Annotated in this window: 12 protein-coding genes and 1 tRNA gene; 5 read left to right on the forward strand and 8 right to left on the reverse strand. The window is 63.3% G+C overall.

What is annotated here, in order from left to right; all coding sequences use genetic code 11:
• Positions 1–94: 94 nt before the first annotated feature.
• The 4 genes from tadA to EWV37_RS01420 are packed head-to-tail and all read right to left on the reverse strand — an operon-like array spanning position 95 to position 3,480.
• The gene (gene tadA, locus EWV37_RS01405; RefSeq protein ID WP_095796263.1) at positions 95–574 is read right to left on the reverse strand and encodes a tRNA adenosine(34) deaminase TadA; all 480 of its coding nucleotides are present in this window, start codon (positions 572–574) and stop codon (positions 95–97) included.
• Positions 575–581: 7 nt separating this feature from the next.
• The gene (locus EWV37_RS01410) at positions 582–1,259 is read right to left on the reverse strand and encodes a hypothetical protein (RefSeq protein WP_095796264.1); all 678 of its coding nucleotides are present in this window, start codon (positions 1,257–1,259) and stop codon (positions 582–584) included.
• 44 nt (positions 1,260–1,303) lie between these two features.
• A complete protein-coding gene (locus EWV37_RS01415; RefSeq protein ID WP_095796265.1) occupies positions 1,304–2,578 on the reverse strand; it encodes an ABC transporter permease in 1,275 nt (424 codons plus the stop codon).
• The gene (locus tag EWV37_RS01420) at positions 2,575–3,480 is read right to left on the reverse strand and encodes an ABC transporter ATP-binding protein (protein ID WP_095796266.1); all 906 of its coding nucleotides are present in this window, start codon (positions 3,478–3,480) and stop codon (positions 2,575–2,577) included. The genes EWV37_RS01415 and EWV37_RS01420 overlap by 4 nt, the downstream gene beginning before the upstream one ends.
• Before the next feature lie 175 nt (positions 3,481–3,655).
• On the opposite strand from EWV37_RS01420, the gene upp reads away from it, so the two are divergent.
• The 3 genes from upp (at position 3,656) to EWV37_RS01435 (ending at position 6,057) form a co-directional block, all read left to right on the forward strand.
• Positions 3,656–4,291 (forward strand): uracil phosphoribosyltransferase, encoded by a 636-nt coding sequence (gene upp, locus EWV37_RS01425; RefSeq protein ID WP_095796267.1) that lies wholly within the window; start codon positions 3,656–3,658, stop codon positions 4,289–4,291.
• A 336-nt stretch (positions 4,292–4,627) separates the two neighbouring features.
• Complete coding sequence (locus tag EWV37_RS01430) at positions 4,628–5,428, forward strand: winged helix-turn-helix domain-containing protein (RefSeq protein WP_095796268.1); 801 nt, start codon at positions 4,628–4,630, stop codon at positions 5,426–5,428.
• A gap of 107 nt (positions 5,429–5,535) precedes the next feature.
• The gene (locus EWV37_RS01435) at positions 5,536–6,057 is read left to right on the forward strand and encodes a SixA phosphatase family protein (protein WP_095796269.1); all 522 of its coding nucleotides are present in this window, start codon (positions 5,536–5,538) and stop codon (positions 6,055–6,057) included.
• A gap of 18 nt (positions 6,058–6,075) precedes the next feature.
• On the opposite strand, the gene EWV37_RS01440 is transcribed toward EWV37_RS01435, so the two are convergent.
• The 3 genes from EWV37_RS01440 to EWV37_RS01450 form a co-directional block, all read right to left on the reverse strand.
• The gene (locus EWV37_RS01440) at positions 6,076–6,567 is read right to left on the reverse strand and encodes an SRPBCC domain-containing protein (RefSeq protein ID WP_095796270.1); all 492 of its coding nucleotides are present in this window, start codon (positions 6,565–6,567) and stop codon (positions 6,076–6,078) included.
• A 92-nt stretch (positions 6,568–6,659) separates the two neighbouring features.
• Complete coding sequence (locus EWV37_RS01445; protein WP_238662994.1) at positions 6,660–7,796, reverse strand: GmrSD restriction endonuclease domain-containing protein; 1,137 nt, start codon at positions 7,794–7,796, stop codon at positions 6,660–6,662.
• Between the two features lie 77 nt (positions 7,797–7,873).
• Positions 7,874–7,946, reverse strand: a tRNA-Arg gene (locus tag EWV37_RS01450).
• A 267-nt stretch (positions 7,947–8,213) separates the two neighbouring features.
• Between EWV37_RS01450 and EWV37_RS01455 the strand changes: the two genes are divergently transcribed.
• On the forward strand, positions 8,214–10,079 hold the full coding sequence (locus EWV37_RS01455; protein WP_095796272.1) for a phosphoenolpyruvate carboxykinase (GTP): 1,866 nt from the start codon (positions 8,214–8,216) through the stop codon (positions 10,077–10,079).
• Positions 10,080–10,265: 186 nt separating this feature from the next.
• The gene (locus EWV37_RS01460) at positions 10,266–11,804 is read left to right on the forward strand and encodes a sugar ABC transporter ATP-binding protein (protein WP_129699522.1); all 1,539 of its coding nucleotides are present in this window, start codon (positions 10,266–10,268) and stop codon (positions 11,802–11,804) included.
• A 341-nt stretch (positions 11,805–12,145) separates the two neighbouring features.
• On the opposite strand, the gene EWV37_RS01465 is transcribed toward EWV37_RS01460, so the two are convergent.
• Positions 12,146–12,505: a hypothetical protein gene (locus EWV37_RS01465; RefSeq protein WP_338032787.1), complete on the reverse strand. Its 360-nt coding sequence runs from the start codon at positions 12,503–12,505 to the stop codon at positions 12,146–12,148.
• Positions 12,506–12,538: the final 33 nt, after the last annotated feature.

A 12,538-nucleotide genomic window follows, 5' to 3' on the forward strand; every position in this document is an offset into this window, starting at 1 on the left:
CGCCGCGTGAGCTACGCGGACATTTCACCTGAGGCAAGCACGAACACCATCCGGACATCTTGACATGAGGCAAGACGAACCGTACCGACTGGGGCTACTTGCGGTGGGCCTCGAAAAACTCCCGCAGCAGCGCGGCGCATTCTGCCTCACGGACTCCACCGGTGACTTGGACCCAGTGATTCAGGCGCGGTTCGCGGACCACGTCGAACACGGAACCGCAGGCGCCGGCCTTGGGGTCCCAGGCTCCGAGCACCAGCCGCGGCACCCGGGACAACACGATGGCCCCGGCGCACATGGCGCACGGTTCCAGGGTCACCACCAGAGTGCAGTCGTCGAGCCGCCACGATCCGGTGCGGGCGGCGGCGTCGCGCAGGGCGAGCACCTCGGCATGCGCGATGGGGTCGCCACAAGCCTCGCGGCGGTTGTAACCCCGCCCGACGACGTCGCCGCGAGAGTTCACGACCACCGCACCGATCGGGACATCACCGCTCGCTGCGGTGTGCTGGGCTTCTAACAAAGCCAGGCCCATCCAGCGTTCGTGCTGAATGGACCTGGCAGTGGGCGGTAACGCCATGTGTGACTTACCGGCGGCTGTTCTGCGCGAAGTACGCGGAGTTGGGAGCCTTGAACGCGGTGACGATCCACATGATGTTCACGACAATTGCGATGATCGAAATGACGATCAGCACGATGCCCAGACCGCCGAACATGAGCGCACCGAAAATCCCGAACAAGTAAGACAGGATCGACAGAGCAGCAAAGACGGTGCCCAGGATGCGGGCCCAGTTCTTGCCCTTGGCCAGGCCACGGTAGACCAGGAAGTACAGCAGCAGTGCGATCACGAGCCCGATGATGCTCCACACCGGATTGCTGCCGGTGCTGGCGAACGCCTCTGCCTGTTCAGAGCTCATACCCGATTCGCGGAGGTACGCCTCCATGTCGAACGTGGAGTTCGCAATAAGGCTCACGATCGTGTAAATCGCGTACAGCGCCGCGGACAACAGCGTCAGTTTGAGCAACTTGTCGAGCAGGCCCGGGCGATCCACCATGCCGGTGTACTGGTTCGGGTTGTACTCCGAGGTGCCGTACTTGCCACCCTGCTGGCCGTAGCCGGGCTGGGGTGCGCCCTGCGGGTCCTGGCCGGGGCCGGGCTGCACGTCGCCCGGCTGAACGCCGTGAGGTTGGGCGGGGTTGGGCATACCCGCGCCAGGCTGGTTGCCGTAGTCGGGGTTGCGGGGTTCGTTGGGTGTGGTGCTCATGGGGGAGTTCCCTTCGTCGAATCAGTGCGAGTGATGCGGGTGAATTATTCGTAACGCAGTGCGTTGATGGGATCCTGCCGTGCCGCGCGCATGGCAGGAATGGTGCCCGCCAGGAACGCGATGACCATCACCGACAAGATAATGATCGCGATTTGGATCGGGTCGAACAGGAACAGGCTCAGGCCCGGCAGGCCTTCCAACAGTCCGTTGGACAACACGGAACTGATGATTGAACCGGTGGCCACGCCCACGGCAGCGCCGATGGCCGAACCCAGGAAACCGATGAAGATGGCTTCGAGGGAGAACAGGCCGAAGACCTTGCCGCCGCTCATGCCCAGTGCCTTCATCAGACCGATCTCACGGGTTCGTTCCTGCACGGACATCAGCAGCGTATTCACGATGCCGAAGCCCGCAGCCAGCAGGGCGATGATCGCGAACGAGTTCAGGATCCACACGATGCCGTTGATGACCGCACGGAACATACCGAGCTGGTCCTCCACGGTCATGCCCATCATGTTCTCGTCCGCGAGCTGGGACTTGATCTGGCCGGCGTCATCGATGTTCTCGATGTTGGCCACGGCCATGAAGTAGCTGTCCGGTACGTCACGCGGAGAACCGGAGGTCTGGTAGTCGTAGAGCTTCTCGTTGAGACTCGAGGACGGCATGGGAGTCAGGGACGCACCCGCCAAGGACGCCTGCGAGATGCCCGAAATGGTGATCTCGAAGGTCTTGTCCTCACCGGCCATGTTGGTCATGACCACGTCCACGGTCTTGCCCACGGCGTCCTCGTTGGAATCGAAGCCCAGGTCTTCGACCCACGAGGCGGGGATGAGCATCTCGTCGTCCTCGCGTGCGGGGATCTCGCCGGCTTCGAGTTGAACGCCCTCTGCATCGGAGGGCGCCCCCAGGCTCAGCTGGAACTTCTTGCCGTCGGCGGATTCGAGATACGTGGGGGACACCATGTACATCGGGTCCACTGACGTAACGCCGTCAATGTTCTCAATGGTTTCGATGTCATCGTTGCTCAGGCCGCTCGTGGAACCGAAGCCCGTTTGAATGCTTGATTCCTCCGGGTCGTATTCACGGGGGCCGTCATCTTGCGGTGCGGTCTGTTCGGCGACCTTTTGGACGTAGATCGACTTCTGGTCACCGAATCCGGCCACCGTCTTGTCGATGTAGTCGTTGACGCCGGTGCCCACACCGGAAGTGAGAGTCAGGGTGAACGCACCGATGAAGATGGCGATGACGGTCAGGATGGTTCGTGCTTTGGAACGGAACGTGTTTCCGATGGCCGTCCGCAGCAGATCGATAAACTTCACTCGGAGACTCCCTGCTGGTCGGTGGTGGACGGTTCGGCCCAGGGTGCGGCGTGGCGACCCGCGCGACGGGGGCGGCGTGCGGCCTCGGCGAGTTCGGCGGCGTCGGCCTCGCTGAGGGTGATCAGCTGGCCGGTTGCGGGTTCCTTCACGGTGACCGGACCGTTGTCCCCCTCTCCGGGCTTGGAGCGGCCGGAGAACATGTGGGTGGCTGCGGCCGGCGATGCGCTCTGGTCGATTTCACCGTCCACCAGGTAGATCTGGCGGGAGCATCGGGACGCGAGGTCGGGATCGTGGGTGACCACCACCAGGGTGATGCCCTTCTCCTTATTCAGACCGAAGAGAATGTCCTCCACCACGTCCGAGGTGGCGGTATCCAAGTTGCCCGTGGGCTCGTCCGCGAAAATCACGGAGGGGTTGTTGATCAGCGCGCGAGCAATGACCACGCGCTGCTTCTGACCACCGGACAAATCCGTTGCCTTATTGGAGGCCTTGTCCGCCATTTCCAGCTGCTCAAGTGCTTCCATGCCGCGACGCTTGCGTTCTGCAGCGTGGACGCCGGCAATCTTGAGGGGGAGTGTCACGTTCTCCAGAACGGTTTGGTTGGGGGTGAGGAAGAACTGCTGGAACACGAAGCCGAACGCGGAGTTTCGCAATTCGTTGAGTTCCTTGGCGTCCAGGTCGCCAGTGGGCTGGCCCTTGAGCGCGACAACGCCGTGGGTGGGGGCATCGAGTAGGGCGAGCAAATGCATGAGGGTTGATTTGCCCGAACCGGACTTACCAACAACGGCTACGGACTCGCCCTCGTTGATCTGCAGGTTCACACCCTTGAGAGCGTCGAACCTGGTTTCCCCTCTGCCATATATCTTGACCAGATTCTCGGTTTCGAGGACCGGAGCCGTCATAAGAGGCTGTTCCTTTCGGGGGCTTCAGCTGATGTACCTAATGTGATTCAGTTCAAGTCTTTCGTATTGACGATAGGTCACGCATCCTACGACGGGTGGAAATTTCACACATGACATCGGGGGGCCCCGGCCCCGCCCCGGGCTGAAGTTCGGCCGCCGGTGCTAGTTTGACCGTATGCGAGTCACCGTTTTGGATCACCCCCTGGTAGCCCACAAGCTCAGCGTTCTGCGCGACAAGTCGACACCGTCTCCGGTGTTCCGGCAGCTGGTCGAAGAACTCGTCACGCTGCTCGCGTACGAGGCCACCCGCGAAGTGCGCGTGGAACCCATCACCATTCAGACCCCGGTGGCGGAAACCCAAGGCGTGGGGCTTTCTCGCCCCCGCCCGTTAGTGGTCCCCATCCTGCGTGCCGGCCTGGGCATGCTCGAGGGTATGACCCGGTTGATCCCCACCGCGGAGGTCGGGTTCCTGGGCATGGCCCGGGATGACACGACTCTGGACATCATCACGTACGCGGAGCGACTGCCCGAGGACCTGACCGGCCGTCAGGTGTACGTGCTGGATCCGATGCTGGCCACCGGTGGCACCCTGCGTGAGGCCATCAAGTTCCTGTACCGCCGTGGCGCGGAGCAGATCACCTGCGTGTGCTTGCTGGCCGCGCCGGAAGGTATCGCCAAGCTTGAAGAAGAACTGGGTGATGCCGAGGTGAACCTCGTGTTGGCCGCCATTGATGAACGGCTGGACGAGAACGCCTATATCGTGCCCGGCTTGGGAGATGCCGGGGACCGGCTGTACGGAGTGGTGGACTGAGGCTCCTGAGAAGCGGGAAATTTCAACTACGTGGTACCGAGCGTTCCGGGTTCTTGACACTGGACATTAAATCTGATTCAGACGCGTGAGGTCCGAATCCCAAACCTCCAAAAGCGCGGTTTTCTGCGCTTTTGGGGGATCGGTTGGCCTTGTGTGGCACCGATAGTAAGCCCCCTTCAAATGTGATTTGAACTACATTTAAGGCCCGTAGTCTCATTATGTGAGAAATAAGCGGGTTTGTTACTTGCCAGTCCGCGTGTTGTCACACACGATGTTGAGTACGCCGCTTCCAGGAAACTCACGGATTCGGTGTCTCACGAGGCAGGGGATACTCACATGTCAGGTGCACCGGGCTACGTCCACATTTCTCAGCGGCATCGCTTGAGCGCCGCGCAGGCCGCCATGCGTTCGCGCGGGCCACATCGCGTGGCAGGTTCCGTCGAGGAATATCGCACCCTGCGCTCCATCACCGGTGATCAGTCGCAGGATTCACGCCTGGAGCGACATTCCGTAGCCGAACAGCAACCCACCGAGGCGCGCGGGTTCGTGATCTACGTGGGCGTGGACGAGCAGGCCGCCGCCGATCGCGGGATCAACCTGGTTCAGTTGGTGCAGGACGTGCGTCATCACATCAACCAGCTCGTTCCCGAGTCCGATTCCTACGCGGCCGTGGCGCTCGCTCCCATCAATGCAGAAGGCACCGATCTTGAGGTCGTGCGCAGCGCGTTGGGCGATCCCACCTGTGCGGATCCCGTGATCGAGCCCATGGTTCCGTTGCCCACTCCGGCGTCCGGTTCCACCATCGACCACCAGCGCGTGGGTGTGCTGATCGATCTGTCCCGCCGCGAGGTGTTCCTGGACGGAGACCTGCTCAACCTGACCCACCGCGAGTTCGAGCTGCTCAACTACCTTGTCGAGAACGGCACCCGCACCGTGGGGCGTCTCGAGCTGCTGGACAACCTCTGGGACGACGCCGAGGAAGTTCCCTCCGAGCGCACTATTGACGTTCACGTCCGGCGCTTGCGTTCCAAGCTCGGCCGTCTGGCCAACACGGTGCGCACCGTGCGCGGTCAGGGCTACCGCTTCTACGACCACCCCGAAGTGGTCGTGTGGGCAGCCCCCGAATACTCCATCTGACCTTTTCGCAGGTTCTCCACCGACGACGCCGCTCGCGCGCCCCACACGGGTGACCGAGCGGCGTCGGCGTGGTTAAGGAGCGAGGTGAGCGTGCCAGACTGGTGGGCATGGCACGCCACGATGTGAAGCACTTGGTGATCATGCGGCACGCGAAGGCGGATTACCCGCCCGGTGCGCTGGATCATGACCGGCCCTTGATGCCCCGCGGCGCTCGCGATGCCGCTGCGGCGGGGGAGTGGCTTGCGCAGCAGTACACCCCGGACATGATCATGGTGTCTTCGGCGCTGCGCACACGGCAGACCGTCACATGGGTGTGCAGCGAACTGGGGGAGAAAGCACCCACGCCGCAACTGGTGGACGAGCTGTACAACGCTCATGAAACCGCGATCATTGCCGCGATCAATCACGCCCCGGAAACCGTGCGGACGCTGTTGGTGGTTGCGCACATGCCCGGGGTGCTGGACACGGTGCTGCGCCTGGCCTCGCGCGATTCCGATGTGGACGCCATGATGGAGGTCTCCGGCGGCTTTCCGACATCGGGAATCGCCGTGCTGGAAGTCCCGGGGGATTGGGCAGAGCTGGATGGCGGCGATGCGCGCTTGGTCCACTTCGAGGTGCCGCGCGGCTGACATCCGAAGCGGATCTTTTCAGCCCAGCTCGGATTCGTACTCGGCCATGAGCGCTTCGTACGGCGGCCATTCCTTGGTGCTGATCTGACCGGTTTCCACCGTCTCAACCATGCGATCCAAGTAGTACTCCCAACCCGCGCCCACGTACTTCACCTCCATGCCCGGCGGTAGCGGCATGGCGAACTTCACGTGAGTGCCGCCCTCAGTTTCAGAGAATTGCACGTCCACCGTCCAGATCTGCGCGGGGTCCTCGTGGAGGTTGTGCACTCGCAGGTGGCGGGGCTTGTCGCACGCGACGATCACGTACGGTTCCGAACCGGCCTCTTCCTCGAAGGCCATGCTGACCTCTACCTCACCCGATGCCGGGTCTCCCGACCACGTGCCGAACCACAGAGCCAACCGGCCGGACACGGTGAAGGCATCCCATACCTCGTCGATGGGCGCGGGAACGTCGCGGGTCAGCACGATGTTCTCCGCGCCGTCAATGCTTTCCAGGGTTCCAGTGATCACGGGGCACTCCTGCGTACTTGGTGGGGCGGGCCGCCCCGTTCAATGATCAGACAACCACTCGGTGGGTGGGCTGTCGAGAGCTGTTCCGTGAATCAGCGCCGGGGCTCGCACGCCACGCCGTCACCGTCACCGTCGAGTCCTGGGCGGTACCCAGGCTGACCGGCGTGGAGCGGGGCGGCGCCGGCGGCTCGGGCGTCGGCGCATTTGGCGAAGTACACGTCATCAGGGGCGGCAGGGGCAGGGGGCGCAGAAGGTGCCGGAATTGGCGGTGCCGGAAACGCCGGGGCCTGCGAGGCAGGAGGCTCCACGGCCTCGGGTTCGCGAGAGGCCGGCTGCGCGTTTTCCGGAGCTGTCGGAGGTTCAGAGGGTTCCGGAACCGAGTGCTCAACGGTCAGTGGTTGATCCGGGCACTGAGTGAGCACCCGATCCATGGCCCGCTTCTCTGCGTCCGTGACCCACAGTTCGTAGCGCTGCTTCACGGCGATCTGCCGGGCCACGTACTCGCATCGAAATTCCTTGTTCGGCGGCAGCCAGGTGGCGGCGTCCCCGTCGCCCTTGGCGGAGTTGCTGGGGCCGTCCACGGCCAGGAGATTCAGCGGGTCGTTGGCGAACTGCGTGCGTCGGTCGGCGTCCAGGTTCTGAGCGCCCTTCTGCCACGCGTCGGACAGCGCCACCACGTGATCAACCTGCACGTCCGAACTCGTGTGGGTGGCCGATACGAAGTCCACGTAATCGCCGGTGAAGGGGCTGGTCAGATCGCCCGAGAGCACTTTGCATCCCTGGGTCCCGGGCGCAACGGCCACGTCCGTGAGATCACGACGGAGAATGTCGTTGCGGGTGTCGCACCCATTGCGGTCGGTATCGGCCCACCGCACACCGAACTGCTCGCGCGAGTAATCGGTCTTGGGCGCCCGACCCTTCACGAGCAGTTCCCCCAGGCCCGCCCGTACGGGGCTGCGGTTCGTTTCGTCTGCCTCAACCGCTTGGTCCTCCGGCGCGGCCTCCCGCATGGGGGTCTCCGCACGCGACGGTTCGCTGGGCTCGGGAACCGGAGCGAGCGGCGTCGTTGTCGAATCCGCCGACGACGCCGCGCTGGCCGCGGGTGCCGACGTGCTCTCCGCGGGGTTCGATGCGGGGGCCTCAACCGGGGCGCAACCGGTGAGCGCGCCGAGAAGCGCGAGGGCCCCGAGCGCGGCGGAGCGTAACGGGGAACGAGGGGAAGCAGCCACGAGAACAACACCTAAGAAATGGGGGAAGACAAGCAGAAAGCTCCACATCGGAACCGATGCGGAGCTTTTTCACTGGGTGCGCCCGGAGGGATTCGAACCCCCAACCTTCTGATCCGTAGTCAGATGCTCTATCCGTTGAGCTACGGGCGCATTTGCAACAACCGATGTGCTCGGCTGCAACGGGTAATAACTTACACCGGTCCCGCCCAAGTGCAAAATTCGATGTCCGTTACACCTGTGTGATGTAACGCTCATCTGGTGTTGCCGTTGCCGCGATAGACTCACTGGACACGCAAAACCCTGCCGGAGCTAGTCCCCCGGGATCAGATTCAACGATGCCGTTGAGAGCCTGATCGTCGGGCAGCAGCATCGCCGACCATGGGCGCGGCAAGACGGCCTCAACGAGGAGACATGTCAATGGCTGACAACACCACTGCAAGCACCGAATCCACCGGACTCAACCAGGCTGTGCGTGAAGCGCTCGACAACGCACCGACCACGCACCCGCGACTGCTGGAGTGGGTCCGTGAGATGGCCGAAATGACCCAACCGGACGCCATTCACTGGGCTGATGGTTCCGAAGAAGAGTGGAACAGGCTGACCACGGAACTCGTGGACGCCGGAACCTTCGTTCGGTTGGACGAGGAGAAGTTCCCCAACTCCTTCGCTGCTTTCTCCGACCCGGACGACGTTGCTCGTGTCGAAGAGCGCACCTTCATCTGCACCAAGACGCCCAAGGGTGCCGGTCCCACCAACAACTGGGAAGACCCCGCGGTCATGAAGGAAACCCTGGTGAAGAAGTTCACCGGTTCCATGCGCGGCCGCACCATGTACGTGATTCCGTTCGTCATGGGGAGCCTTGACGCGGAGGACCCCAAGTACGGCGTGGAAATCACCGACTCCGCCTATGTGGTGTGCTCCATGCGCATCATGGCCACCATTGGCACCCCCGTGCTGGACAAGATGACTCGCGACAACGCGTTCTTCGTGGAGGCCCTGCACTCCCTGGGTGCCCCGCTGGCGCCGGGCGAGGAAGATGTCCCCTGGCCCTGCAACCCGTCCAAGTACATTGTGCAGTTCCCCGAGGACCGCGCCATTTGGTCGTTTGGTTCCGGCTACGGCGGCAACGCGCTGCTCGGCAAGAAGTGCTACGCGCTGCGCATCGCTTCCGCGATTGCCCACGACGAGGGCTGGCTGGCGGAGCACATGCTCATCCTGAAGGTCACCGACCCCGAGGGCGATTCCCGCTTCATTGCCGCGGCGTTCCCGTCGGCTTGCGGTAAGACCAACTTCGCGATGCTGGAACCCACCATTGACGGCTGGAAGGCCGAGATGGTTGGTGACGACATCTCCTGGATCCGCTTCAGCAAGGACGGCCAGGCTCGCGTGGTCAACCCCGAGGCTGGTCTGTTCGGAGTTGCCCCGGGCACCGGTTGGTCCACCAACCCCAACGCCATGCGCGGTGTGGCACGGGGCAACACCATCTTCACCAACGTCGCGCTCACCGACGACGGTGGCGTGTGGTGGGAAGGGATGACGGACGAGGTGCCCGAGCACCTCACCGACTGGAAGGGCAATGACTGGACCCCGGAGTCCGGCCGCCCGGCCGCCCACCCCAACTCCCGTTTCTGCACTCCCATCAAGCAGGTCGACATCCTCGCGGACGAGTACGACGATCCGGAAGGTGTGCCCCTGTCGGCCATCATTTTCGGCGGTCGCCGTAAGACCACCGTGCCCCTGGTCTCCGAGTCCTTCGGCTGGGAACACGGCGTCTTCCAGGGCGCAACGCTGTCCTCCGAGACCACTGCCGCCGCAAAGGGCGCCGTGGGCGTGGTGCGCCGCGACCCGATGGCCATGCTTCCGTTCATCGGCTACAACGCCAATGATTACCTGGAGCACTGGCTGGACACCGGTGCCCGCGTGGGTGAGGATGCCATGCCCAAGATCTACTACGTGAACTGGTTCCGTCGCACCGCTGACGGTGGCTTCGCGTGGCCCGGCTTCGGTGAGAACTCGCGCGTGGTCAAGTGGATCGTCGAGCGCCTCAAGGGCACCGCCGGTGGCCAGGAGACCCCCGTGGGCATCGTGCCCACCAAGGAGGACCTGGACCTCAGCGGCTTGGACATCTCGGATGACGAGTTGAACGCCGCGTTGCGCGTCGACAAGGACGAGTGGCTGGGCGAGCTGCCGGGCATCGATGAGTGGTTCCACAAGCTGGGCGATGTTCCGGAGGTCATCCTGGAACAGCGGGCCGGCCTGGAGGAGCGCCTCAAGAGCTCCTGACCTGCCCGGACACACCCAGCCGGCAAGTGTCCCCATATGTAGTGACGCCGTGCACGCCATTCATGACTCGAGTGGCGTGCACGGCGTTTCCATGTGTGTTTTAGTTAGCTACTGTGCGGTCCGTTGGGGGAAATTCCGTCATGGAAGACAACGAGACCGGCCGGAATAGCAGGGGAGAGGCTGTCCTTGGAAAACATTGTGCAGGTCACCGGTCTGACCAAGAATCACGCTCATTTACGGGCTCTCAAAGGCATTGATCTCACGGTGGGGGCCGGGGAGATCGTGGGCCTGGTGGGGGAAAACGGTGCGGGTAAATCCACGCTGATCTCGCTGCTCGCCGGTGCCGCGAGACCCGATAAAGGCGCCATGACCCTGTGTGGGGACAACTTCGCCCCGCAGAATGAACAGGACGCCCGTTCAGCGGGCGTGGGAGCTGTTCAGCAGCGCTTCACGATGAACGGTTCGCTGACGGTGGCCGAAGCCATTGCTGGACTCGGACACGGCGCGCAGGGAGAACGTGATGAGGTCCTGGAACGGGCACGAGAGGTGCTCCGAGACGCCGGCGTGGATCTTGATCCCGAAGCCCATATTTCCTCTCTGATGCGCGCCGAGAAGGCCCTGGTGGAGGTGCTGCGGGTGCGTATGGAGGATCCGCAGCTGGTGCTCATGGACGAGGTCGCCGCCACGTTCAACGACCACGAGGTGGCCACCGTTCACGCGATCACCCGCCAGTTGGCCCGCCAGGGCCGCGGCGTCATCTACATCACGCACCGCATCGATGAGGTGCGCTCCTTGGCCGACCGCGTCGTCGTCATGCGGGAAGGTGCGATCAAGGAGGAGTTCGTACCGCGAGAGGTCGGTGCGGACCAGATCGTCTTTTCCATGCTGGAACGCGCGCTACCCGAGCGGGATCGCCCGGGAGGGCACGACCACGATGACGAGGCACTGTCCGTTCGTGGCTTGAGCACCGACGGTGGTCTGAGCAACGTGGACCTCACACTGCGGCGCGGAGAGGTTCTTGGCCTCACGGGCCTGCGCCGGGCCGGCATGAACGAGCTCGTGGGCGCCCTGGTGGGTGTGCATCCCGGCCAGTACGAGCATCTGCAGGTCTCGGGACGGGACGTGAGCATCAGCTCCGCCCAGGACGCTGTGGAACTCGGGATCGGCTACCTGTCCGACAGCGATGACGAATTGAACGAGGCACACGAAGAGTCCGTGGCCCGCATGCTCCGTAACGACGACCCGGATCCGGACGCAGGCTTCATCCGGGAAGTCACCGCGTTGCGCGAGGTAGTTGCCCAGGTCAAGGCCCTGCACATCAAGACCCATGACATCCAAGGCCAGGTGGGCAAGCTGTCCGGCGGCGACCAGCAGAAGATCGCGCTGGCGCGTTGGATGAGCACGGACTGCGACATCCTGATCCTCAACCACCCCACGCGCGGGATCGATGTGGGGGCCAAGGGCGACATCTACGACATGCTCACGGATCTGACATCCAAGGGCACATCCGTGCTGCTGATCTCCTCGGAGATGTCCGAGCTGCTGCAGTGGTGTCACCGGATCCTGGTCATGCGCGAGGGCCAGATCGTCAGCGAGCAGACGAATGATCAGGCCACCGAAGACACCCTGATGGCCGCCGTGACCGGTCAGGAATTGCCCAGCCACGCCGTGCGCAAGCGTCACGTGGCCGACCACGCCCCGGCGGAGGCTCCCGCTCAGGACTGACGTTCGGTCGGAATGCGAGTAGCCATTGGGATTGCGAGTAGCCATGGAGCGTCTCGGCCAGCTGTGACCATGCGCCAGTCCAGTTCTAGCTCCAGTTGCCGACGCCGCTGCCTCGCGTCGATCGTGTCGCGTCGCCTTGCACTTTGTGGGCCCTTAGAACCCTCCGATGCGTCGGAGGTGTCGGTGGAACCTCTTTTGCGCGTTGGAAGGGTTCTAGCGGAGCGTGAGGTGTATCGCGCAATTCTTCAGAAACCTGCGGCCCGCGCTCTTGAGCACGGGCCGCAGGTTTCTCTGTGAGTGCCCCGGGTGGCTGAACCCGGGTTCACCAATTCTGGGGTGGATCAGACGGAAACGCGCTTGGACACCGTGTTGAGCTTGTGGCGCGCCAGGGCGAGGTTCGCGGTGTTGCGGTCCAGCACGAGGTACACGAACAGTCCGCTGGTCTCCTCGGTGTTGAGCACATTGATCAGGTGGTACTGGCTCTCGAGGGTGATCATGATGTCTTCGATCTCGCCGCGAAGGTTGATGTCCTTCATGGTGCGCAGCTTGGCGCGCACCACGTTGGAGTTGCCAGCTGCGGCAACGTTGAGGTCGAAGCCGGGGTTGCCGCCGGAGGCGAGCGCCATACCGCTGGAAATATCCACCACGGCCGCGCCCGTGGCGCCCTCGATGCTCAGCAGTTCCTGGATGGAGTTGTCCAACTGGGATATATCGATTGTCTCCCTACTAGATGT

The organism is Kocuria carniphila (genome assembly GCF_004136555.1).
Taxonomy (GTDB): domain Bacteria; phylum Actinomycetota; class Actinomycetes; order Actinomycetales; family Micrococcaceae; genus Kocuria; species Kocuria carniphila.

Excerpts from the sequence above, each read along its gene's own strand:
- upp (WP_095796267.1), top strand. The coding sequence starts at position 3,656 with ATGCGAGTCACCGTTTTGGATCACCCCCTGGTAGCCCACAAGCTCAGC.
- EWV37_RS01420 (WP_095796266.1), bottom strand. The coding sequence starts at position 3,480 with ATGACGGCTCCGGTCCTCGAAACCGAGAATCTGGTCAAGATATATGGC.
- tadA (WP_095796263.1), bottom strand. The coding sequence starts at position 574 with ATGGCGTTACCGCCCACTGCCAGGTCCATTCAGCACGAACGCTGGATG.
- EWV37_RS01410 (WP_095796264.1), bottom strand. The coding sequence starts at position 1,259 with ATGAGCACCACACCCAACGAACCCCGCAACCCCGACTACGGCAACCAG.
- EWV37_RS01435 (WP_095796269.1), top strand. The coding sequence starts at position 5,536 with ATGGCACGCCACGATGTGAAGCACTTGGTGATCATGCGGCACGCGAAG.
- EWV37_RS01430 (WP_095796268.1), top strand. The coding sequence starts at position 4,628 with ATGTCAGGTGCACCGGGCTACGTCCACATTTCTCAGCGGCATCGCTTG.
- EWV37_RS01455 (WP_095796272.1), top strand. The coding sequence starts at position 8,214 with ATGGCTGACAACACCACTGCAAGCACCGAATCCACCGGACTCAACCAG.